The sequence below is a fragment of the Nonomuraea sp. NPDC050536 genome, from assembly GCF_044457685.1.
Classification (GTDB): Bacteria; Actinomycetota; Actinomycetes; order Streptosporangiales; family Streptosporangiaceae; genus Nonomuraea.
In genome coordinates this window covers 212,771-235,421 of record NZ_JBITHD010000011.1, presented here as the reverse complement: position 1 = coordinate 235,421, position 22,651 = coordinate 212,771, and the positions used below count along the sequence as shown (strand labels likewise).

General features: G+C 70.0%; 21 protein-coding genes. 9 read left to right on the top strand and 12 right to left on the bottom strand.

All coding sequences use genetic code 11. The annotated features are described in order from the left end of the window. Window positions 1–53: 53 nt before the first annotated feature. Together ACIBHX_RS29280 and ACIBHX_RS29275 are read right to left on the bottom strand one after the other, a co-directional pair. Window positions 54–773, bottom strand: coding sequence for a DUF5941 domain-containing protein (locus ACIBHX_RS29280; protein WP_397070509.1), 720 nt, complete (start codon window positions 771–773; stop codon window positions 54–56). Then, on the bottom strand, window positions 770–2,269 hold the full coding sequence (locus ACIBHX_RS29275; RefSeq protein ID WP_397070508.1) for a CDP-alcohol phosphatidyltransferase family protein: 1,500 nt from the start codon (window positions 2,267–2,269) through the stop codon (window positions 770–772). Before ACIBHX_RS29275 ends, ACIBHX_RS29280 begins: the two co-directional genes overlap by 4 nt. A 118-nt stretch (window positions 2,270–2,387) precedes the next feature. On the opposite strand from ACIBHX_RS29275, the gene recO reads away from it, so the two are divergent. Genes recO through ACIBHX_RS29255 form a run of 4 tightly spaced genes read left to right on the top strand, consistent with a single transcriptional unit; the run spans window position 2,388 to window position 5,732 of the window. Beyond that, entirely contained in the window at window positions 2,388–3,191 is an 804-nt protein-coding gene (gene recO / locus ACIBHX_RS29270; RefSeq protein ID WP_397070507.1) for a DNA repair protein RecO, read from the top strand. Further along, on the top strand, window positions 3,188–3,976 hold the full coding sequence (locus ACIBHX_RS29265) for an isoprenyl transferase (RefSeq protein WP_397070506.1): 789 nt from the start codon (window positions 3,188–3,190) through the stop codon (window positions 3,974–3,976). The genes recO and ACIBHX_RS29265 overlap by 4 nt, the downstream gene beginning before the upstream one ends. 18 nt (window positions 3,977–3,994) lie before the next feature. Next, window positions 3,995–5,191, top strand: coding sequence for a cytochrome P450 (locus tag ACIBHX_RS29260; RefSeq protein WP_397070505.1), 1,197 nt, complete (start codon window positions 3,995–3,997; stop codon window positions 5,189–5,191). Between the two features lie 16 nt (window positions 5,192–5,207). Beyond that, on the top strand, window positions 5,208–5,732 hold the full coding sequence (locus ACIBHX_RS29255; protein WP_397070504.1) for a TetR/AcrR family transcriptional regulator: 525 nt from the start codon (window positions 5,208–5,210) through the stop codon (window positions 5,730–5,732). A 168-nt stretch (window positions 5,733–5,900) separates the two neighbouring features. Here the strand turns inward: ACIBHX_RS29255 and ACIBHX_RS29250 are convergent, their stop codons facing one another. The 6 genes from ACIBHX_RS29250 to ACIBHX_RS29225 all read right to left on the bottom strand — a co-directional run bounded on the left by ACIBHX_RS29250 (window position 5,901) and on the right by ACIBHX_RS29225 (window position 9,956). Next, window positions 5,901–6,449 (bottom strand): CGNR zinc finger domain-containing protein, encoded by a 549-nt coding sequence (locus ACIBHX_RS29250; RefSeq protein ID WP_397070503.1) that lies wholly within the window; start codon window positions 6,447–6,449, stop codon window positions 5,901–5,903. 240 nt (window positions 6,450–6,689) lie between these two features. Beyond that, window positions 6,690–7,067 (bottom strand): Fur family transcriptional regulator, encoded by a 378-nt coding sequence (locus ACIBHX_RS29245; protein WP_397070502.1) that lies wholly within the window; start codon window positions 7,065–7,067, stop codon window positions 6,690–6,692. Then, complete coding sequence (locus ACIBHX_RS29240) at window positions 7,064–7,936, bottom strand: metal ABC transporter permease (protein WP_397070501.1); 873 nt, start codon at window positions 7,934–7,936, stop codon at window positions 7,064–7,066. Before ACIBHX_RS29240 ends, ACIBHX_RS29245 begins: the two co-directional genes overlap by 4 nt. Further along, window positions 7,933–8,712 (bottom strand): metal ABC transporter ATP-binding protein, encoded by a 780-nt coding sequence (locus ACIBHX_RS29235; protein ID WP_397070500.1) that lies wholly within the window; start codon window positions 8,710–8,712, stop codon window positions 7,933–7,935. Before ACIBHX_RS29235 ends, ACIBHX_RS29240 begins: the two co-directional genes overlap by 4 nt. Further along, a complete protein-coding gene (locus ACIBHX_RS29230) occupies window positions 8,709–9,605 on the bottom strand; it encodes a metal ABC transporter substrate-binding protein (RefSeq protein WP_397070626.1) in 897 nt (298 codons plus the stop codon). Before ACIBHX_RS29230 ends, ACIBHX_RS29235 begins: the two co-directional genes overlap by 4 nt. A gap of 51 nt (window positions 9,606–9,656) precedes the next feature. Next, window positions 9,657–9,956, bottom strand: coding sequence for a DUF6703 family protein (locus tag ACIBHX_RS29225; protein WP_397070499.1), 300 nt, complete (start codon window positions 9,954–9,956; stop codon window positions 9,657–9,659). Between the two features lie 253 nt (window positions 9,957–10,209). Here ACIBHX_RS29225 and ACIBHX_RS29220 point away from each other — a divergent pair, with 253 nt between their 5' ends. Beyond that, the gene (locus tag ACIBHX_RS29220) at window positions 10,210–10,500 is read left to right on the top strand and encodes an antibiotic biosynthesis monooxygenase family protein (protein WP_397070498.1); all 291 of its coding nucleotides are present in this window, start codon (window positions 10,210–10,212) and stop codon (window positions 10,498–10,500) included. Window positions 10,501–10,587: 87 nt separating this feature from the next. Continuing rightward, window positions 10,588–11,973, top strand: coding sequence for a glycine--tRNA ligase (locus ACIBHX_RS29215; RefSeq protein WP_397070497.1), 1,386 nt, complete (start codon window positions 10,588–10,590; stop codon window positions 11,971–11,973). A gap of 517 nt (window positions 11,974–12,490) precedes the next feature. Here the strand turns inward: ACIBHX_RS29215 and ACIBHX_RS29210 are convergent. Both ACIBHX_RS29210 and ACIBHX_RS29205 read right to left on the bottom strand, forming a co-directional pair. Continuing rightward, entirely contained in the window at window positions 12,491–12,913 is a 423-nt protein-coding gene (locus tag ACIBHX_RS29210) for a hypothetical protein (protein ID WP_397070496.1), read from the bottom strand. A 398-nt stretch (window positions 12,914–13,311) separates the two neighbouring features. After that, window positions 13,312–14,694 (bottom strand): cytochrome bc complex cytochrome b subunit, encoded by a 1,383-nt coding sequence (locus ACIBHX_RS29205; protein WP_397070495.1) that lies wholly within the window; start codon window positions 14,692–14,694, stop codon window positions 13,312–13,314. Window positions 14,695–14,926: 232 nt separating this feature from the next. Here ACIBHX_RS29205 and ppdK point away from each other — a divergent pair, with 232 nt between their 5' ends. After that, window positions 14,927–17,560, top strand: a complete 2,634-nt coding sequence (gene ppdK, locus ACIBHX_RS29200) for a pyruvate, phosphate dikinase (protein WP_397070494.1) — start codon at window positions 14,927–14,929, stop codon at window positions 17,558–17,560. Here ppdK and ACIBHX_RS29195 read toward each other — a convergent pair. Continuing rightward, window positions 17,557–19,026, bottom strand: coding sequence for a M48 family metalloprotease (locus ACIBHX_RS29195; RefSeq protein WP_397070493.1), 1,470 nt, complete (start codon window positions 19,024–19,026; stop codon window positions 17,557–17,559). The genes ppdK and ACIBHX_RS29195 overlap by 4 nt on opposite strands. Window positions 19,027–19,104: 78 nt before the next feature. On the opposite strand from ACIBHX_RS29195, the gene ACIBHX_RS29190 reads away from it, so the two are divergent. Both ACIBHX_RS29190 and ACIBHX_RS29185 read left to right on the top strand, forming a co-directional pair. Next, window positions 19,105–20,325 carry a deoxyguanosinetriphosphate triphosphohydrolase gene (locus ACIBHX_RS29190; protein ID WP_397070492.1) on the top strand — a complete coding sequence of 407 codons (1,221 nt, stop codon included), beginning with the start codon at window positions 19,105–19,107 and terminating at the stop codon, window positions 20,323–20,325. A gap of 24 nt (window positions 20,326–20,349) precedes the next feature. Beyond that, on the top strand, window positions 20,350–21,507 hold the full coding sequence (locus ACIBHX_RS29185) for an NAD(P)/FAD-dependent oxidoreductase (protein ID WP_397070491.1): 1,158 nt from the start codon (window positions 20,350–20,352) through the stop codon (window positions 21,505–21,507). Here the strand turns inward: ACIBHX_RS29185 and ACIBHX_RS29180 are convergent. Next, complete coding sequence (locus ACIBHX_RS29180) at window positions 21,476–22,357, bottom strand: M23 family metallopeptidase (protein WP_397070625.1); 882 nt, start codon at window positions 22,355–22,357, stop codon at window positions 21,476–21,478. The genes ACIBHX_RS29185 and ACIBHX_RS29180 overlap by 32 nt on opposite strands. Window positions 22,358–22,651 lie beyond the last annotated feature (294 nt).

Genomic DNA, 22,651 nt, shown 5'->3' with positions numbered 1-22,651 from the left:
CCCCTGAAGGCGCCGCGCGACCGGCGGTCCCCACCGCCCGCCGTACGAAAGGATCAGCCGCGCTCGGCCTCCCCGGTGGCGGCCTCCTGGGCGTCCTCGGGCGAGGCCTCGAGGTCCTGCTCGGCGTCGGCCCCGGCCTGTGCGGAGGCCTTGTCCAGCCGCACCCAGCTGGTCACGCTCTCGATGGCGAACAGCACGAACAGGTAGGCGGTCAGTACGGCGAGCACCGGCGTGAGCCACCCGAGCGCGGCCCCCACCCCGATGATCAGCAGCCGCAGCTCCCACCCGAGCCCGGCGTGGAACACCCAGGCCGGCGGCCAGATGCTCTGTCGCGTGCGATAAACCGTGTCGTAGGTGTGGTAGCCGACCACGTAGACCAGGACGAACAGCAGCCACTTGGGCGCGTCGGAGGCCAGCCCCACCACGACGATGGTCAGGAACTCGGTGCCGCGCAGCAGCGGCGGCGTGAGCCAGTCGAAGCGCCCCAGGTGGTCGCGCGGCGCGGTGGGCAGCACGAGCAGCACCACGATCAGCACCGGCAGCAGCAGGATCGGCCCGGGCTTGAGCACCCCGGACACCTGCAGGGCGATGACCGCGAGCAGAGCCACGAGCGTGGCGGGGACGGGCGGCACGCCCTTGCCGAGCCTGGGGCCGAGCGCGTGCACGAGCGGCCCGTCGTCGCGGTAGGCGAGCAGCCGGGCCGTCTGGATGCGGCGGCGCTCCTCGTCAGGGTCGGGAGTGGGCGCGGAGATGGTGGCCGGGTGGGTGATCATGCGAGTGACCTCATGACGCGTCCGGTGAGGGTGTAAGCGGCGGCGACGGAACCCCAGATCACCAACGTGAGGAAGGTGATGCGGGCGTCGAAGAGGGCGGCGGTGATCGCGATGGCCGCGAACCGCTCACCGATGGGGAACACGATCATCTTGCGGGCCCAGTGGACGGCGCGGAAGCGCCCGGCCTTGGTCCACATCTTCAGCAGTCCTCGGATGCCCTGGCTGCGCTCGACCTTACGCTTCTCCAGCGCCTTACGCAGCGGTTTGTCGCTGGGCGCGTCGAGAGCGAGCGTGGGCAGCTGCGCGGGCGGCTTGCGCCGGTTGGAGATGCCGAAGGAGAAGTCGAGCAGGTGCCTGACCGACTGCAGCGAGATCGCGGCAAGCGCCAGGATCCAGATCTCGTCGCCGTGGCCCGACACCACCCAGCCGACCGCCAGCCCGGCGAAGACCACGTACTCCTTGAAACGGTCGAACGTGGCGTCCAGCCACGCCCCCAGGACACCGAACTTCCTGGCGTAGCGGGCGACCTGTCCGTCCACGCAGTCGAAGACGAACGCGAAGTAGATCAGCACACCGCCCAGCACCATCATCGGCCGCTGGCCCGTGGCGAAGCAGGCGGCCGCCAGCACGCCCAGCGTGATCGAGATCAGCGTCACCTGGTTGGGCGTCAGCCCCCGCCTGGCCGCCCAGCGGGCGATGAAGCGCGAGTAGGTCGACACGAAGTACGTGGTGAAGAAGCCGTCGGCGCCCTTGACCGCGTTGTCGAGCCTGGCCCGGTCCTCGTCCATGCCGGCCATCTCGGCGCCGGCCTCGTTGACCTCCTCCTGGGTGGTGACCCGGCGGTAGAACAGGTCGCGGCGGCCTCGGATGCCGACCGACACGCCGTTGCGCACCAGGCCGAACACCAGCAGTTGGACGAAGTCGTCGTCGCCGACGAAGCTCATCTCGGCCAGCGCCCGGCAGGTCTCGGCCAGCATCGGCAGGTTGCGTTGGCCGATGTGCAGCGGGCCGAGCAGCGCGGTGTTGGGCCGGGTGACCGCGTGAGCGGCGGTGCCGACCGAGACGACCCTGGACTTGCCCGCGCGGGCGCGCACGGGCAGCCCCTCGAGGGTGTTGCGGCCGATCTCGGGATCGGCCTCCTCGATCGGGATGCTGTCCTCCGGCGCCTCCTCGCCCTCGGGCCTCGGTTCCTTGGCGACCAGCGCCAGCGCGGCGCGCTTGGCCTTGGTGATCTGGTAGATCAGCTCGTCGTGGATCACCGAGTTCTCGGGGATGATGAAGAGGTTGTCCGTTGCGGACTCGGCGACCTCGGCCAATGCGCGCAGTGCGCTCGACACGTCGGAGGGGTCGATCGTGACGGGCTGCGGATCCAGGGAGAGAAGCTGTCCACGCAGCCGCTCGGCGACGGTGGGATCGCCAGGCAGTGCGGTCAGCCTCAGGCCGGTCGGAGAGGTGTCGGGGCCGGGCGAGGCGCCCAGCAGGACCACGCGGGTCATGACTCCCTTTCGAGGCAGTTGCGGGGGGTTGAACAACGGGTGATGCGGGGACAGACGTCAAAGTCTAGTGAGGGTTGCGCAAAGTCGCTCCACCCCAGTCCGGCCATAAGATGAGTAAGTGAGTCTCTACCGTGACGAAGGCGTTGTCTTGCGCACGCAGAAGCTCGGCGAGGCAGACCGCATCGTCACCGTCCTGACCAAGCGCACGGGCAAGGTGCGGGCCGTCGCCAAGGGCGTCCGCCGCACGACTTCACGCTTCGGGGCGCGACTCGAACCCTTCACGCACGTCGACCTGCAGCTCCACGTAGGCCGCAGCCTCGACGTGGTCACCCAGGCGGAGACGATCAGGCCGTACGGCGAGGCCCTGGCGACCGACTACCCCCGCTACACCTCGGGCACCGCCATGCTGGAGACCGCCGACCGGCTCACCCAGGGTGAGAAGGAGCCCGCGCTGCGGCAGTTCCTGCTGCTGGTGGGCGGGCTGCGCACGCTGGCCGACGGCGAGCATGAGGCCAGGCTGGTGCTGGACGCCTACTTCCTGCGCTCGCTGGCCGTGGCGGGCTATGCTCCCGCGCTGGAGGCGTGCGCCAAGTGCCAGGCGCCGGCGATCAGGGGCTTCGCCATCGTCGCCGGTGGCGTGGTGTGCGGCGCGTGCAAGCCCGCCGGGTCCGTGGTGCCGGCGGCCGAGACGATCGGCCTGATGACAGCGCTGCTGCGCGGCGACTGGGTCACGGCCGACGCCTCCCAGCCCCGACACCGCAGCGAGTGCAGCGGTCTGGTGGCCGCCTACCTGCAGTGGCACCTGGAGCACGGCATCCGATCACTGAAACACGTGGAGAGGGAGCCGAGCCGGACACCTGGAGAACCATCCTGGGATCCCAAGGTGCAAGACTCCATGAGCACAGGAAGAGAACCGGTTTGAACGTCCGTCCCCCCACGCCGCATCCCTCCGGCGCGACCCCGCCGCCGATTCCGCGTGACCTGGTGCCCAGGCATGTGGCGATCGTCATGGACGGCAACGGCCGCTGGGCCAAGCAGCGCGGCCTGCCGCGCACCGAGGGGCACAAGGCGGGCGAGGCGTCACTGTTCGACGTCATCGAGGGCGCGCTCGAGCTCGGCGTCCCGTACCTGAGCGCCTACGCCTTCTCCACGGAGAACTGGAAGCGCTCGCCCGACGAGGTCCGCTTCCTCATGGGCTTCAACCGCGACGTCATCCGCCGCCGCCGCGACGAGCTCAACGCCATGGGCGTGCGGGTGCGCTGGGCGGGCAGGCCCGGCCGGCTGTGGAAGAGCGTGATCTCCGAGCTCCAGACGGCCGAGGCGATGACCGTCGGCAACAGCAAGCTGACCCTGCAGTTCTGCGTCAACTACGGCGGCCAGTCCGAGATCGTCGACGCCGCCGTCAAGCTGGCCCAGGACATCGCCGCAGGCCGCGTCAAGCCGGGCAAGGTCAGCGAGAAGACCTTCCGCCGCTACCTGGATGAGCCCGAGATCCCGGACGTCGACCTGTTCGTGCGCTCCTCGGGCGAGCAGCGCTTCTCCAACTTCCTGCTGTGGCAGTCGGCCTATGCCGAGATGGTCTTCCTCAACCGCCTCTGGCCCGACTTCGACCGCCGCGATCTGTGGGAGGCCTGCGAGATCTTCGCCAAGCGCGACAGGCGATACGGCGGCGCGGTGCCGAACGAGGTATTTCCGGCGAAACGATAGGTTGCTATCGTTTCCAGGGTGAGCGAGTCCACGCAAGTACCGCTGCACATGTCCAGGGCCGGCTTCGACCCGGCCCCGGAACTCGCCAGGCTCCGCGACGGGGAGGGCGTCACCAAGGTCGCCACGCCGTGGGGCATCGACGCCTGGCTGGTCACCCGCTACGCCGACGTCCGGGCCGTCCTCAGCGACCCCGACACCTACAGCAACGCCCGCCAGCGCATGGTCCAGCTGGCCTCCGCCAGGGACATGAGCGAGCGGGAGCTGGAGGAGATGCGCACGGGCAACCTGCTGGCCTTCGACCCGCCCGAGCACACCCGGCTGCGCAAGTTCCTGGCGCCGGAGTTCACGCTGCGCAGGATGCGGCGCCTGGAGCCGCTCGTGTCGAAGATCGTCGAGGAGCACCTCGACGCCATGGAGGCGGCAGGACCACCCGCCGATCTGGTCTCCTCGTTCGCGCTGCCGGTGCCTTCGCTGGTGATCTGCGACCTGCTCGGCGTGCCGTACGAGGACAGGGCCGACTTCCAGCGCAGGACCGGCACGCTGCTGAACGTGAGCCTGCCGCCGGAGCAGCGGATGGCCGCGCAGCGCGAGTCGCGCGCCTACATGACCGAGCTGGTCGAGCGCATCATGGCCGACCCGGGCGACGAGCTGCTCGGCATGCTGGTGCGCGAGCACGGCGGCGACCTGTCGGCCATGGAGCTGGTCGGCATCGGCAACCTGCTGCTGATCGCCGGGCACGAAACCACCTCGAACATGCTCGGCCTCGGCACGCTGGCCCTGCTGCGCCACCCCGAACAGCTGGAGCTGCTGCGCAGTGAGCCCGCGCTGGTCGACGCGGCGGTGGAGGAACTGCTGCGCTGGCTGAGCATCGTCCACGCGGGCACGGCCAAGGTCACCACGACCGACGTGGAGATCGCCGGGCAGGCGATCCCCGAGGGGCAGCTGGTGCTGTGCGCGCTGCCGACGGCCAACCGCGATCCGGCCTTCATCGACGGCCCGGAGCGGCTGGACATCACTCGGGGCGCGCCCGGGCACCTGGCCTTCGGCCACGGCATCCACCACTGCCTGGGCGCGCCGCTGGCCCGCATGGAGATGCGTACGGCCTTCCCCGCGCTGCTGCGGCGCTTCCCCGGGCTGCGCCTGGCGGGGCCCGAGCCGGAGTTCCGCTCCTTCTCCGTCGTCTTCGGGCTGTCCTCGCTCGAGGTGGCCTGGTGAGCTTCATGGTTTAGCCGTGCCGACCCGTTCCGACGCGCTGCGCAACAGCGGCAGGATCGCCCGGGCGGCCATCGAGGCGCTGCGGGAGCAGGGGCCCGAGGTCTCGCTGGAGGAGGTCGCGCGGCGCGCCGGGGTCGGCATCGCCACCGTCTACCGGCGCTTCGGCGACAGGGACACGCTCGTCGGCGCGGCCTTCGAGGCGTACTTCGCCGAGGAGATCGAGCCCCTGGCTCAGGCGGCCCGCCAGGCCGCCGACCCCTGGGAGGGGCTGTGCGCGGCGCTGACGGCCACGGTGGCCACCCTGGCCACCCACCGCTCGCTGCTGGCCGCCGCCCGCGAGTCGCACGCTCTCAGCATCGACATCGCCCTGCGCTTCCTGGCCCCGCTCGGCGAGGCCCTCACGGCCGCCCAGCGCCTCGGCCGGGCCCGCGCCGACCTCGAACCCCGCGACCTGGCCGCGATCGTCATCATGGCCCTGGCCACCGACGACCACACCCGCTACCTCCCCCTCCTCCTCGACGCGATCCGCCCGCGCTCTTAGAACTCCCTCCCTCGTACGGCAAACCGCCCCACCGCCCGCCCGCCGCACTCCGGCTGCGATCTTCTCTTTCCTGTACGGCGGGCGGCCGGTGGCGGCGGCCCGCCGTACAAGAAAAAGCCCTAAAGCGCGCTAAGGCGCCCTGAAACGCCCTGAAGCTGGCTGGAATGGCTATGCGCGGCGGCGAGCTCGGTAGGCGGCTACGTGCATGCGGTTGCCGCAGGTGCGGCTGTCGCAGTACACGCGGGATCTGTTGCGGGACTCGTCGACGAAGACGCGGTCGCAGTCGGGCGCCGAACACGTGCGCAGCCGCTCCCACTCGCCCTCCACCAGCAGGTGCGCGAGCGCGACCCCGTAGTCGGCGGCCAGGTGCTCGGCGAGCGTGGAGCCGGGCGCGAAGTAGTGCACGTGCAGCGGGTGCCCGTCGTGCTCGGTGAGGCGGGGCGTGATGCGCGTCTCCGAGAGCAGCGCGTTGAGCAGGCGCACCGCCGTGGGCTGGTCGGGCGCGGTGAAGACGCGGTGGAACGCTTCGCGGACCATCCGCACCTGCCCGAGGTCTCGCGTGGTGAGCACGTCGACGCCGCTCACCTGCTGGGATTCCACGAATGCCTGCAGGTCGGACAGATCGGCCAGACCATCCTCGCCGCCGGTAGCCGGTGAGGTGTTGACCAGCTCCACTGCTGAGGCCAGCGAATACGCCATGTCATGGCCAAACGGCATGTTGACTCCTGTCGGACCCGGTTCTAGCGTCAGCGTATCTCTCCATCGGGGTGCCGGGGGTCAGCAACCGTACGGGTTTTCATCAGCGAACGTCGTCATGCGGCCGCGTTTGTGCGCCATGTGGGCGCAGGGGTTCTGGGCCTGTCGTGGCTCGGTTGGGGTCTGGCGGAACCCGCCGATGAAAGGTAACGGCTGCCTGACATGTGATCAGAATTGATCTCATGTCAGGTAACGGTTCTTTCAGCCGGTCGAGCAGCCGGCGCAGGTGCCGAAGACCTCGACCGTGTGAGTGATCTCGGTGAAGCCGTGATCGCTGCCGACCATCTCGGCCCAGCGCTCGACGGCGGGCCCGGCGACCTCCACGGTGCGGCCGCAGCGACGGCACACCAGGTGGTGGTGATGGTCGCCGCTGGCGCAGGCGCGGTAGACCGACTCGCCCTCGTCGGTGCGCAGCACGTCGACCTGGCCGCCGTCGGCCAGCGCCTGCAGCGCCCGGTAGACGGTCGTCAGGCCGATCTTGGCGCCGTGCTGGCGCATCTCGGCGTAGACGTCCTGCGCGCTGCGGAAGCCCTCGCTCTGGCGGAGGGTGTCGTGCACGGCATCTCGTCTAACACTCATGAGACCTCCTCCATCCGTATGCTGGGGCGCCGGCTGACGGCCGGTTCCCGCGTTCTGCCCCGCCGTACGAATCTACCGACACCGAGGGCCGCGACGAAGCCTGCAAGGGCAACGAGGACGATCGCGGCGCCGGGCGGCACCCTGGTGGAGACCGTCGAGCCGAGCAGCCCGCCCACGGCGGCGAGCACGCCGAACACCATGGCCAGCGCCATCGTGGCGCGGAAGCCGCGGGTGAACTGCTGGCCGGTCGCCACCGGGATCACCATCAGCGCGCTGACCAGCAGCAGCCCGACCACGCGCATGGCGATGACGACAGTCAGCGCCGCGGTCACCGCGATGATCATACTGAGCATCCGCACGGGCAGCCCGCTGGCCTTGGCCATCTCCTCGTCCTGGCAGAGCACGAACAGCTCCCTGCCGAAGACCAACACGACCCCGATCACCGCGACGGCGAGCCCGCCGATGATCCACAGGTCCTGGTCGGAGACCAGCGCGATCGCGCCGAACAGGTAGGAGTTGAGCTTGGTGCTGCTGCCGCCGGGAGAGATGCTCATGAGCATGACGCCGCCGGCGATGCCGCCGTAGAACAGCAGGGCCAGGGCCACGTCGCCACTGGTGCGCCCGCGCGCCCTGACCAGCTCGATGACGATCGCACCGGCCACCGAGACGATCACAGCGGTGATCACGGGCGCGGTCTGGGTGAGGAAGCCGAGCGCCACGCCGGTCAGCGCGATGTGGCCGATGCCGTCGCCGAGCAGCGCCAGCCTGCGCTGCACGATGAACGTGCCGACCGCCGGAGCGCACAGCCCGATCAGCACGGCGGCGATCAGCGCCCGCTGGAGGATGTCGGTCTGCAGCAGCTCGATCACGGTGCCTCCCCCTGCCAGCCACTGAGCGGTCCCGCCGCCGCGCCTGCCGCGTGCGGGTGGACATGCTGATGCCCCGGCCGGGCGCAGTCGCCCTCCGGTTGCGGCGGCCGGCCGTCGTGGCCGATCAGCCCGTCGCGGACCACGACGCCGCGGGTGATCAGCGGTTCGAGCGGGCCCAGCTCGTGCACCACCAGCACGATGGTCCTGCCGTCGTGCACGAGCCTGGCCATGGTGTCGGCCAGCAGGTGCTGTGACTCGGCGTCCACGCCTGCGGTGGGCTCGTCCATGACGTAGGTGTCGGGCTGCCCGGCCAGCGCGCGGGCGATGAGCACCCGCTGCTGCTGCCCGCCCGACAGCGACTGGACCGGGTCGGAGGCCCGGTCGGACAGCGCCACGGCCTCGAGCGCCTCGGCCACCGCGGTCCTGTCCGCGGAGTTGGTACGGCGCAGCCGCTTCTGCCTGGCGACCCGGCCGGAGGCCACGACCTCGCGGACCGTGGCGGGCACCCCGCCGCCCACGTTGAGCCGCTGGGGCACGTAGCCGATGCGCCACCAGTCGCGGAACTTCGCCGGCGGCCTGCCGTACATCAGGGTCTTGCCGCCCGACAGTGGAGTGAGGCCGAGCAGGGCGCGCACCAGCGTGGACTTGCCGGAGCCGTTGGCGCCCAGGACGGCGACGACCTCGCCGGGGCAGATCGTCAGGTCGATGCCGCGCAGGATCTCGCGGCCGTCCAGCGTCACCCGGCCGCCGACCATCTGGAATGCGGTCTCCGTCATGAACACCTCAGTGCGGATTTGAGTGAGTCCAGATTCTTGCGCATGGCCGACAGGTAGTCGCCGTCGGGCTTGCTCTCCAGCGGGTCGAGGACCTGCGTCCTGGCGCCGACCTCCGTGGCCAGCACCTCGGCCACCTTGGGGCTGACCAGGGACTCGGTGAAGATCGTGGTGACGCCCTCGCTCTTGGCCAGCTTGGCGACCTCGAGGATACGGGTGGGCGAGGGCTCCTGCTCGGGGTCCAGCGTGATGCCGACCTGCTTGAGGTGGTAGCGGTCGGCCACGTAGCCGAACGCCGCGTGGCTGGTGACCAGGGTCTTGGTCTGGCAGGTGGCCAGCGCCTTGGCGTACTCCTGGTCGAGGGCGCCGAGCGCGGCAGCCGTACTGGCGGCGCGGTCCTTGTAGGCCTGGGCGTGCGCGGGGTCGGCGGTGGCCAGGCGCTCGCCGAGCTTGGTGGCGACCGTGGCCATGCGCGAAGGGTCGAGCCAGACGTGGGGGTCGTAGGCGACGTCGGTGTTCTCGCTCTTGTCCGTCAGGGGGAGCGTCTTGACCGCGGTGGCGGCGTCGAAGCCCTTGTCGGCGCCGTACTGGGCGACCGCGTCGTCGACGGCGGGCTGCAGGCCCTTGACATAGACGGTCAGCGCCGCCCGGTCCAGCATCGCCACCTGCTGCGGGCCCAGCTCCAGGTCGTGCGGCTCGACGCCCGGCGCGGTGAGCACGGTCAGCTTGACGTCGGAGCCCCCGACCTGCTGGGTGAGCCACTGCATCGGGTAGAAGGCGGCGACCACGTCGGGCGGTCCGCCCTGGGAGGTCTCGGCGGCGCCGGAGCCGCAGGCCGCGGTGGTCGTCACGAGGGCGAGGGCCGCGGCCATGCCGATAAGGGGCGTTCTGGACATCACACCCCTGAGTATGGAGAAAATGAAAACGATTGTCAAAATCTCCGACGTTCAGAACGCCCCGAGCCGGGTGGCGATGAGCGCCAGCAGAAAGGCCATCACCACGATCCGCAGGATCCTGCCGCCGACGCCGATCGACGGCCACGACAGGTAGGCCAGCCAGCACACGAACGCCAGCACCGGCAGCACGGCCAGCGCGCCCAGCGGGTTGGTGACCGCCAGGCCGGCCAGCAGCAGGATCACCAGCAGCACCGGGACCACCCACCGGGGCAGCTGGGTGGACAGGTAAACCATCGGCGTCGCGCTGCGCGCCTCGACGGCCTTGCGGAAGGAGTTCTCACGAGGAGCCACGGGCGTGAGCCTAATCCCTGGTCCCGAGGACCACGTCTCGGCTGGGGAGTCCGCTCCCGGCGGGCGGCTGGTGGTGGTGACCGTACGGGAGGCGACGATGGTTGTAGGCGTGCATCTGTGCCAAAAGGCGCGACACGCGCTTCGTTGGCGTGGAACAGGAGAAACCGGTCAGCATCTCTGGACTTCCATCGTTCCAGGGCCTACCTGACCTGTCCGCCGGTGGCGGTGCTGCTGGCACTCTAAGCTTGGGCGGGTGCTCGCCGTCATCCGTTACTCCGTGCCAGAGTCGCAGTCGCAGGACTTCATCAAGCAGGCCCACGTCATCCTCGACACGCTGGCGGGGGAGCCGGGTTTCCAGCGCGGCAGGCTTGCCCGCTCGGTCGACGAGCCCAACCTGTGGGCGCTGGTCAGCGAGTGGGAGGGCGCGGGCTTCTACCGCCGGGCCCTGTCGGCCGCGCGGATGGCGATGTACCCGCTGATGATCCTCATGGTCAACGAGCCGAGCGCCTTCGAGGACGTTTACGTTTCCGGACAAGAGGAATAGTCGCGCGCGAGGGCAACCGCGAGTCCCCTAAGCTGGGCTCATCCGTTTTCCCTCGCCGACCTCCAGCCGGAAAGAGACCCAACCAACATGGCACGCCGTACAGACGTCATGGACACCATCGTCAGCCTCGCCAAGCGCCGCGGGCTCGTCTACCCGTCGAGCGAGATCTACGGAGGTCTGCGTGCGTCGTGGGACTACGGTCCGCTGGGCGTCGAGCTGAAGAACAACGTCAAGCGGCAGTGGTGGCTGTCGATGGTCCAGTCCCGCGACGACGTGGTGGGCCTCGACTCCAGCGTCATCCTGGCCCGCGAGGTGTGGCAGGCCAGCGGCCACGTCGAGACCTTCACCGACCCGCTGACCGAGTGCCAGTCCTGCCACAAGCGCTTCCGCGCCGACCACCTCATCGAGGCCTACGAGGAGAAGAACGGCAGGTCGCCCGAGCACGGCCTGGCCGACATCACCTGCCACAACTGCGGCACCAAGGGCGCCTTCACCGACCCCAGGCAGTTCAGCGGCCTGCTGAAGACCTACCTCGGCCCGGTCGAGGACGAGTCCGGCCTGGCCTACCTGCGCCCGGAGACCGCTCAGGGCATCTTCATCAACTACCTCAACGTGCAGCAGTCGGCGCGCAAGAAGATCCCGTTCGGCATCGGCCAGATCGGCAAGTCGTTCCGCAACGAGATCACGCCTGGCAACTTCATCTTCCGCACCCGCGAGTTCGAGCAGATGGAGATGGAGTTCTTCGTCAAGCCCGGCACCGACGAGGAGTGGCACGACTACTGGATCAACGAGCGCTACCGCTGGTACTCCGACCTGGGCATCAACAAGGACAACCTGCGGCTCTACGAGCACGCGAAGGAGAAGCTGTCCCACTACGCCAAGCGCACGGTGGACGTGGAATACCGCTTCAACTTCGCCGGCGGTGAGTGGGGCGAGCTCGAGGGCATCGCCAACCGCACCGACTTCGACCTGACGGCGCACTCGCAGGCCTCCGGGGTCGACCTGTCGTTCTTCGAGCAGGACACGGGCGAGCGGTACGTGCCCTACGTCATCGAGCCCGCGGCCGGTGTCGACCGGGCCACGCTGACGTTCCTGCTCGACGCTTACACCGAGGACGAGGCGCCCAACGCCAAGGGCGTCATGGAGAAGCGCACGGTCATGCGCCTCGACCACCGCCTCGCGCCGGTCAAGGTCGCGGTGCTGCCGCTGTCGCGCAACGCCGACCTCTCGCCCAAGGCTCGCGACCTGGCCTCCCAGCTGCGCAAGCGGTGGAACGTCGAGTTCGACGACGCCGGCGCGATCGGCCGCCGCTACCGCCGTCAGGACGAGATCGGCACGCCGTTCTGCATCACGGTCGACTTCGACACGCTCGAGGACCACGCGGTCACGATCCGCGAGCGCGACACGATGGAGCAGCAGCGCATCTCCCTCGACCAGGTCGAGACCTACCTCCGCACCCACCTCAACGACTGACCGGCCCCCGGGTGGGCCCCCAAAAAAGCAAGGCGTTCGCTGCGCTCACGTGCTCTGATGGGGCCCGCCCGTTGCCCGTCTGGGTTTCTTCCCGGTTGGGGCCCGCCCTGGTCTGAGGGTTCGCTGCGCTCACACGCTCTTGACGGGCCCACCCGTTTGCCCACCTGGACCACCTCCCGGTTGGGCCCGCCCTGGTCGGTGGTGCTCGTGCGTGCTGCCGCAAAGAGTTGGCGCCTGGTGAGAGCCTGTCGATCATTTGGCACGTCGAGAATCTGCCGGACTTAGATCGAGAATCTGCCGGGGTCCTATCGAGAATCTGCCGCCCATGAATCGAGGATCTGCCGGTCTCGGTTCGCGAACGCGACTCGAGGGGGCACGGCTCGCTCCCTCGTTCCCGGCGCGCTCTTGGCGCGTGTGGGTCAGGACATGCCGTGAGGCGGCAGCCCTCGGTGTGCCGGGGTGTGCACGGGCGGCGGCGGGCGTTGGGATGCCTCGGATGTGCCCGGGGCGCTGGGTGTCAGTACGCCAGGACGTGGCCGCGCATGGTTCCGCCGTCGGCCGGGACGGCCAGGCAGTAGGCGGTCCGGTAGCGCGGCCATGACAACTCCATCGGCAGGATCTGGCCCACACCTACCGTCGCGTGGCGCGACTCCTTGATGTGGACGCGGGGCATGCACCCGTTCTCCGCCATTCGCCGCACCTCGCCGTCGCCCGGCCAGGGGCCGTCCGGCAGGACGTAGACGGTGGCGAACTCGGCGATGTGCGGCCTGTCGCACGGCACCAGCGTCACCAGCTGGTCGTCGGCGACGGACTTCACGCAGTCGCCGGGACGCAGCTCGGTCGGATACCACCGCTCCTCACCCGGCTCCACCGGGACCGAGGCCGCGGGCGCCGCAGCGGGCGAGGCCGCGGGCGCCGCAGCGGGCGAGGCCGCGGGCACCGCGGCGGGCGAGGCGGAGGGTGCCGCGGTGGGCGGCTGAGCCGTACCGCCTGTGCTGGGCGTGCAGGCGGCACCGAGCTAGGCCGTCAGCACGGCCGCGGCGGCGACCTGGGTCCTTCGCGAATGCATGCTGCGGAGGATGGCAGCCCTAGATCACGACGGCGTCGCGGGTGTCAGTGGCGATGGGGGCGGCGAGCTTGGTGTCGTCGTTTGTGTGGACGGCGATCCAGAGGCCGCTGCGGTTGGCGGGTCAGTCCTCCGGGCGGGGGAGTGGTTTCTGGCGGCGGAGTGGTCCTCGGGGTCCCTGGTGGCGGAGTGGTCCTTGGTCACCGGAGGAGGGTGGGGTGGGGGAGGGGGAGGTGGAGGGCGGGGATCCTCGGGGAGGTGGGGGCGGGTGGTTACCGGGTGCGCTTTCGGCAGTAGGCGAGTGTGGCGGCGTAGGCGATGGCCGGTAAGACGAAGGCCGCTGCGCGCAGGGACCAGATGATCGTCATGTAGACGTCATGCGGCGCCACCAGCGGCGGGGTGGGCGCGTTCGGATCACCGGGGATCTCCGAGAACCAGGTCGCCGACCACACCACGGTGAAGAACGTGATGACCGCGATCCCCAGCGCCGTCCTGACGGGCGCGTGCCGGGGCCGGTCCAGGAGGTGGTGGTAGCCGCCGTCGCCGGTCACCCGCCGCTCCAGGAACGGGTAGAAGAGCAGCACGGTGAAGAACCCGCCAAGCACCAGCATCGGTATCCAGAGCCCGACCTGCAGCACGTATCCGCCCACGACGATCTCCCAGGGCGGCACCAGCCGCAGCGCTCCTTCCAGCACGCCGAAGTACCAGAAGGGCTGGGCCGACGGCGGCACCGTGCCCGGCTGGTAGGGGCCGTGCTCCCACACGGGATTGACCGTGACGAACGTGGCCAGCAGCGCGATGGCCGCGAACGTGAACATGGCCGTGGCGCCGTTCTTGATCGCGAAGTAAGGGAAGAACGGCGCCCCCGTCACCCGCGACTCGTCAGAGTCCGACATGCGGCGCTCGTGCTCATGGTCGCGACCGCTTCGGGACTCGTCGGCTCGTGCCGGGCTCCTTCGCTCCGTGTGCTTCTGCCGCCAGGTGAGGATCAGCGCGTGCAGCGGCGCGACCGCCAGCAGGATGCCGGGAACCAGCAGCACGTGTGTGACGAACAGCCGCCCGACCACCTGCCCGGGGAAGGCGCCGTCGAAGGCGAACACCGACAGGTACGTGCCCACCAGCGGGATCGACACCAGCAGCCCCTGCGCCTCGCGCAGCCCGGAGAAGGCCAGCTGGTCGGCCGGCAGCGAGACCCCGAGGAACGACTCGAACAGCGCCAGCGCGAACAGCAGCACGCCCAGCATCCAGGTCAGCTCGCGCGGCCTGCGGAAGGCGCCGGTGAAGAAGACGCGGAACAGGTGCGCCACGATCGACAGCACGAAGATCGTCGCCGACCAGTGGTGCAGCTGGCGCATCAGCAGCCCGCCGCGCACCTCGAGGCTGATCGACCTGACCGAGGCGTAGGCCGTGTCCGGAGCGGCCTTGTAGAACAGCGTCAGGAACGTCCCGGTCAGCACGAGCAGCGCGAAGGAGTACAGCGCGAACTCGCCGAGCAGGAACGACCAGTGGCTGGGGAAGAGCTTGCGCAGGTTGGGGCGTAACCAGCGGCCCACTCCCGGCAGCCGCTCGTCCACGTAGAGCACGGTGCCCTGGGCCGCCCGCGCGGATCCGGCCAGCAGGCGTTCCCGCCGCGTGGGCTTGGTAGGAGCGGCCATCGGCGCCTCCCGTGGGGGGGTGATGATCCGATTCTGCACCTCCACTTCCGGCATATCAAGAATTGGTGTAAACCAATTGGTATAAACCAATTCTTCCTCGACCAGAATTTTAATTGGATTAGACCGGTTATAGGTGGTTCACCTGGGGAAACGGGGAGTTAGCCGAGGAGTGCAGTTTCATCATCAATATCGCCGGTAGAGTCCAGGTCAGAGGCGTTTGATTGGAGCTGTGGTGGCCAAGTACGTTTACGACTTCACCGAGGGCAACAGGAATCTCAAGGATCTGCTCGGCGGCAAGGGAGCGAACCTCGCCGAGATGACCAACCTCGGGCTTCCCGTCCCTCCCGGGTTCACGATCACCACTGAGGCCTGCCGTCACTATCTGGCGGAGGGCGCCGTCCCCGACGGCCTCGAGGACGAGGTCGCCACGCACCTGGCCGCGCTCGAGACGAGCATGGGCAGGAAGCTCGGACAAGCCGACGACCCGCTGCTGGTCAGCGTCCGCTCCGGAGCCAAGTTCTCCATGCCAGGCATGATGGACACCGTCCTCAACATCGGGCTCAACGACGAGTCCGTCCAGGGACTGGCCAAGCAGGCAGGCGGCAACGAGCGCTTCGCCTGGGACTCCTACCGCAGGCTCATCCAGATGTTCGGCAAGACCGTCCTGGGCATCGAGGGCGAGCTGTTCGAGGAGGCCCTGGACGCGGTCAAGAGCTCCCGCCAGGACACCGACCTGACCGCCGGCGAGCTGCGCGGCCTGGTCGAGACGTACAAGGGCATCGTGCGCGAGCAGACCGGCAGGGACTTCCCCGCCGAGCCGCGTGAGCAGATGCGCCTGGCCGTCCAGGCCGTCTTCGAGTCGTGGAACGCCCCGCGCGCCATCCTCTACCGCCGCCAGGAGCGCATCCCCGCCGACCTGGGCACCGCGGTCAACATCGTGGCCATGGTCTTCGGCAACGTCGGTCCCGACTCCGGCACCGGCGTCGCCTTCACCCGCGACCCGAGCACGGGCCACCAGGGCGTCTACGGCGACTACCTGCAGAACGCCCAGGGCGAGGACGTGGTCGCCGGCATCCGCAACACCATCCCGCTGCAGGAACTCGAGCGCCTCGACAAGAACTCCTACGACGAGCTCATGCAGATCATGCAGACCCTGGAGAACCACTACAAGGATCTGTGCGACATCGAGTTCACCATCGAGCGCGGCAAGCTGTGGATGCTGCAGACCCGCGTCGGCAAGCGCACCGCGGCCGCTGCCTTCCGCATCGCCACCCAGCTCGTCGACCAGGGCCTGATCAGCCTGGACGAGGCCGTCACCCGCGTCGACGGCGACCAGCTGGCCCGACTGATGTTCCCGCGCTTCGACGCGTCCGCCGGCCGCAAGGAGATCACCAAGGGCATGAACGCCTCACCCGGTGCCGCCGTCGGCAAGGCCGTCTTCTCCTCCGAGCGCGCGGTCGAGCTGGCCGCGCAGGGCGAGGACGTCATCCTGGTGCGCCGCGAGACCAACCCCGACGACCTGTCCGGCATGATCGCCGCGCGCGGCGTCCTGACCAGCCGCGGTGGCAAGACCTCGCACGCCGCCGTGGTGGCCCGCGGCATGGGCAAGACCTGCGTGTGCGGCGCCGAGCAGCTCGAGGTCTCGGCCAGTGAGCGCCGCTTCACCGCCCCCGACGGCGTCGTCGTCAACGAGGGCGACGTGATCTCCATCGACGGCTCCACGGGCGAGGTCTTCCTGGGCGAGGTGCCGGTCGTGGACTCGCCCGTGGTCGAGTACTTCGAGGGCCGCCAGGTCGACGACGAGCTGGTCAAGGCCGTGGACCGGATCATGAACAGGGCCGACGAGGTGCGCCGCCTGCGTGTGCGGGCCAACGCCGACACCATCGACGACGCCGCCCGCGCCCGCCGCTTCGGCGCCCAGGGCATCGGGCTGTGCCGTACCGAGCACATGTTCCTGGGCGAGCGCAGGCAGCTCGTGGAGGACCTGGTGCTGGCCGCCGACGACAAGGAACGGCAGGCCGCGCTTGACGCCCTGGAGCCCCTGCAGAAGGAGGACTTCACCGGCATCTTCCGCGCCATGGGCGAGCTGCCGGTGACGATCAGGCTCATCGACCCGCCGCTGCACGAGTTCCTGCCCGACCTCACCGAAATGTCGGTCAAGGTGGCCACGGGCGACGCCACGGACAAGGACCGCAAGCTGCTGGCCGCCGTCAAGCGGCTGCACGAGCAGAACCCCATGCTGGGCCTGCGCGGCGTACGGCTCGGCCTGGTCATCCCCGGGCTGTTCGCGATGCAGGTCAGGGCCATCGCCGAGGCGGCCCGCGAGGTGCCGGGCGCCCGCCCGGAGATCATGATCCCGCTGGTGGCGGCCGTGCAGGAGCTGGAGGCGGTACGCGAGGAGGCCGCCTCGATCCTGCGCCAGATCGGCGTCGACGCGCTGATCGGCACCATGATCGAGACGCCGCGGGCGGCGCTGACCGCCGGGCAGATCGCCGAGGCGGCCGAGTTCTTCTCCTTCGGCACCAACGACCTGACGCAGATGACATGGGGCTTCTCCCGCGACGACGTCGAGGCCTCGTTCTTCTCCCGCTACCTGGAGCTGGGAGTCTTCGGCGTCTCCCCGTTCGAGACCCTGGACCGCGACGGCGTCGGCCGCCTGGTCAAGCTGGCCGCGGACGAGGGCCGGGCCACCCGCGAGGACCTGCACCTGGGCATCTGCGGCGAACACGGCGGCGATCCTGACTCGGTCCACTTCTGCCACGAGGCGGGCCTGGACTACGTCTCGTGCTCGCCGTTCCGCATCCCCGTGGCGCGCCTGGAGGCAGGCAGGGCCGCGCTGGCGGGCAACGACTCCGACACCCGCTAGGAGGGCACGTAGTCGTACGGCACGCCCTGGTTGCCGAGCCACTCGCGCAACCCGGGCACGGCCGAGGAGTCGCCCGCCACCCGGGCGGCGTACTCGGCCAGCCGTACCTCCTCGCCGTCGTCGAACAGCAGGCGGGCCGGGCCCGACCAGGACAGGTGCCAGCGGGCCTGGCCGTGCACGATGAGCACGCCCTCGAGCGCCTGGCAGAGCACGCCCGACAGCAGCGTGTCGGAGGGCTTCCATCCCGCGGCGAGCAGCTCGGCCTCCAGCTCCGCCTGCCGGCCGCGGGCGATCACCTCGAAGGCGGCGTCCAGGTAGGGCTTGGTGGCGCCCATCACCTTCTGGCCCGCCATGGCCAGGTCGCGCAACGCCTCGGCGTTGCGGACGGCATAGGTGCCCTCGGCCACCAGCTCCTCCCAGGAGACCGCGCGCAGCGCCAGTGCCTCCTGGGTCCACAGCGAGTGCTCCACGGCCTGCAGAGCCATATCCGGGTCGCGCAGCAGGGTCAGCGCCGGGCGGGGGTCGGGCACCAGCATCGGCTCGGGCAGGTGCTCGATCGCGGCCAGCCGGTCGACCAGGCTCGGATGCGAGTCGTAGGGCGAGGTCTGCTCCGGTTCGGCGCCGGTCTGGGCCACCTCGGCCTGCCGTACAGGGTCGGCCATCAGCATGCGGAAGCCGCCGAAGACCTTCATCGGCCGCGCGCCCGCCACGCCCGTCAGCGCCAGGTAGTTCTCGGCGTACAGGTCCCAGGCGGTGGCGGTGGCGTGGATCTTGCGCAGCGCCTCGCTCATCGCCTGGCGCCCGCCGATCGCCACCGCCAGCTGGTCGGCCTCCAGCTCCTGGCGGCGCGAGACGGCCTGGGAGACGCGCAGGTAGAGCTTGGCGTACAGGGCGAACAGCCGCTGGAAGAACGGGTGGTTGGCCAGGCCCTGCACGGTCGCGATCAGCGACACCCGCCCGCGGTAGACGGGCGCGCCCAGGCGGGTGTGCGCGCCGCTGTAGTGGCCCAGCTCGTGCCCGAGCACGGCGCGCATCTCGTCCACCGTGAGCTGCTGCAGCAGCGGCAGCCCGATGAACATGCGGCGGCGGGTGGCCCGCAGGCCGAGCAGCTTCGTGTCCTCCGACACGGCCGCGTTGACCTCGCCGACCAGCCGCAGCTCGTCGGGCGGCGCGGTGCGCACCCGCTGCGCCAGGTCCTCGACCGTCTGCCAGAGCACCGGCTCCTGCTCGCGGGTGACCGCCACGCCCGGCTGCTCGCCGGAGCGCATCCTGCTGACCTTGATCAGGGTCAGCACCAGCGAGCCGGCGGCCAGCGTCAGCACGATCGCCACCTTGAGCAGGGCGGCCTGGAAATTCACGAACACCAGAACGTCGAAGAACACCGCGGTGGCCAGCACCAGGCCGACCAGAACATAGAAGCCCGCCAGCAATGCGAAGGCCAGCACTGCACGGAACGCTGTCGTCATGAGGTGAGGCTCCGGGGGAGGGGTACTCGCGGGCTCGACACTAGCGGAGACCGAATAGTGGATAAAATCGCAGCACTTATGACCCGCTACGACGCGCACGACTTCGAGAGGTGGGTGCCGGAACCGCCCGGCAACCCCGAGCGGAGCGCGTTCGAGCGTGACAGGGCACGCGTGCTCCACAGCGCCGGGCTGCGCAGGCTGGCAGCAAAGACCCAGGTCGTCGGCCCAGGCGAGGCGCCGGGCGGCGGGCAGCACATCCCGCGCACCCGGCTCACGCACTCCCTGGAGTGCGCCCAGGTCGGCAGGGAGATGGGCGCCACCCTCGGCGTCGATCCGGACCTGGTGGAGACCGCCTGCCTGGCGCACGATCTGGGACACCCGCCCTTCGGGCACAACGGGGAGGTCGCACTCAACCGGCTGGCCGCCTCCTGCGGCGGGTTCGAGGGCAACGCGCAGAGCCTGCGCCTGCTGACCAGGCTGGAGGCCAAGGTGCTCACCGAGACCGGCCGGAGCGCCGGGCTCAACCTGACCAGAGCCGCGCTGGACGCCTCCATCAAGTACCCGTGGACCCGGTCGGTGTCAGGCAAGTTCGGCGTCTACGAGGACGACCTGCCCGTCTTCCACTGGATCAGGGACGGCGCCCCCGGTGGCCGCGTCAGCTTCGAGGCGCAGATCATGGACTGGGCCGACGACGTCGCCTACTCCGTCCACGACCTCGAGGACGCCCTGCACTCCGGCCACGTCACGCCCGAGGCGCTGCGCTCCCCGATCGAGCGCACCCAGGTCTGCGAGCTCACCCGCGCCTGGTACGCCTCCGACGCCGAGTGCGCCGAGCTGGAGGAGGTCTTCGCCCGCCTGATCGCCGACCCGCTCTGGCCGCGCCACTTCGCCGCCACGCTCGCCGACCTGGCCGGTCTCAAGGCCCTCACCAGCGGGCTCATCGGACGCTTCTGCAGGTCCGCGCAGACCGCCACCCTCGGGGCGTACGGCTCGCGCCACCGCGCCGACCTGGTCGTGCCCAGGGCCACCCGGCTGGAATGCGCGCTGCTCAAGGGCATCACCGCGCACTACGTCATGACCACCGACGACCACCACGCGGTCCAGGCCCGCCAGCGGGACCTGATCACCGAGCTGGCCTCGCTGATCACGCTGGGCGCGCCCGTCACGCTGGAACCCGCCTTCAGGCCCGCCTTCCTGGGCGCAGCCGACGACGCGGCCAGGATGCGGGTGGTGATCGACCAGATCGCCTCGCTCACCGACACCTCGGCCGTCGCCTGGCACAAGCGCCTTTCCGGATGACTCCCGCAGGCGGATACTTCATAGATGGCCAGATTTGTGATCCTCGGTGCCGGTCTGGCGGGGGCCAAAGCAGCGCAGACGCTGCGTGAGGAAGGCGTCGACGACGAGGTCGTGCTGATCGGCGGGGAGACCGAACGGCCCTACGAACGACCGCCGCTGTCGAAGGAATACCTTCAAGGCAAGAGCGAGCGCGAGAAGATCTTTGTTCACGAACCGGACTGGTACGCCGAGCACGGCGTGGACCTCCGGCTCGGCCTGCGCGCCACCGGCATCGACCTCGACCGGCACACCGTCAGGCTCTCCGACGGTTCGCATCTGCCGTACAATAAGCTGCTCATCGCCACCGGCTCCACGCCCAAACGCCTGCCCGGCCCCGCGCTCTACCTGCGCACGGTCGGCGACAGCGAGGTCCTGCGCGAGCGCCTGGCCGCCGCCGGGCGGGTGATCGTGGTCGGCGCCGGATGGATCGGCCTGGAGGTGTCCGCCGCGGCCCGGCAGGCCGGATGCGAGGTCACCGTCGTCGAACCCGCGCCCACGCCGCTGCACGTCCCGCTCGGGCCCGAACTCGGCGAGGTCTTCGCCCGCGTGCACCGCGCCCACGGCGTCGAACTGCGGCACGGCACGTCGGTCGCCGAGATCACCTCCTCCGGGGTACGGCTCAGCACCGGCGAGCGCCTCGAGTCCGACCTCGTGGTCGCCGGCATCGGCGCCGCGCCCGAGATCGGGCTGGCCCGCGACGCCGGGCTCGACGTCGGCGACGGCATCCTCACCGACGCCTCGCTGCGCACCTCGAACCCCGACGTCTACGCCGCCGGCGACGTCGCCGAGTCCTTCAACCCGCTGTACAGCCGGCGGCTGCGCGTCGAGCACTGGGCCAACGCGCTGAACGGCGGGCCCGCCGCAGCCAGGTCGATGCTCGGGCAGGACGTGGTCTACGACCGCGTGCCGTACTTCTTCACCGACCAGTTCGAGCTGGGGATGGAGTTCTCCGGCGACGTCACGGGATACGAGGAGATCGTCTACCGCGGGTCCGTGGAGGACCTGGAGTTCATCGCCTACTGGCTGCGCGACGGCCGGGTGATCGCCGGGATGAACGTCAACGTCTGGGACGTGGTCGGCGACATCCAGGAGCTGATCCGCTCCAAGAGCGTCATCCCCGCGAAGGAGCTGTCGTCTGGATGACCGCGGTCGGAGCGTCGGAGGGCTCGGGCGTGGGTGTCTTGGCCGACTGCGGCTTCTTCTTCGACTTGCACTGGACGGCGCACTTCGGCGTCTCGCCGACCCTGGCGCGCAGCGCGAACGTGTCGTCCCGCGGCGACAGCGTCGGGTTGCCCGACAGCCAGGCGTCCAGGTAGTTCCACGGGTTGACCATGCCGCGGCGCACCCACCAGTACTGGGAGCCGGTCTTCCACGAGATCGCGAAGTACAGGTTGGTGCCCGCGTCCCTGGCGTTGCCCGACTTGCCGATCGTGCCCAGGGTCTGGCCCGCGCTCACCCGCGTGCCCGGCTTGATCCCGTCGGCGATCGTGTCCAGGTGGCCGCCGAGGTAGCGGACGCCGTCGTCGCCGACGATCGTGACGAAGCGGCCCTCACGGTCCTGGCCGGCGTCCGTCGACGGGCGCCACTTGTTGCGGCCGTTGACCTCGTCGACCACGCCGCTCACCGGGGCCACGAACGGGCACCCCTTCGCGGCCCAGATGGTCGTCTTCGGCAGCACCAGCAGCTTGCGCTGGTAGCTGATCCGGCAACCCCTGACGGGGAAGACGTAGCTGTAGCTCGACACCTTCGGCGGGGGCACCCTGACCGGGTCCTCACCCTTCGGCCGGACCGCCTCCTGATGGCTGGGCGTGCGGCTGGGGGTGGGGACGGGTGTGGGGGTCGTCGCGGTCACCTCGGGAGTGCCCGACGCCGATGCCGTGGTGGCGGCCTGTGCGCTGACGCCCGCCAGGCCGGGCGCCTTCGCGCAGGCACCGGTCAGCAGCATGGCACCCGTGGCGACCAGCGCCAGTCGTCCGATATGCCCCGATCGCATGATCTCCACCCGTGTCACGGTATCGCCGACAACCTTTCCCTTTGTAGCTGACGGCGGCATCGAGCATGGCACGTTTCCCGCTTTCCCGTTACATGGGGGTATCTCCACCTTTCGTCGGATCTCTCCGCCTTCGCCGTCATGCTCCCGGCCGCGCCGCACGCCCCGTCCTTTTCCTGCGGTTTCGCGGTACGCCACGGGGAATCGGGCCGGATTCCGTGCCTTGTCGCGGCGGGGCGGGTCATCACCCGAGTGGCGTGATGGACGGGCGCCCGCGCACGGCGGCGGGGAGCGGGT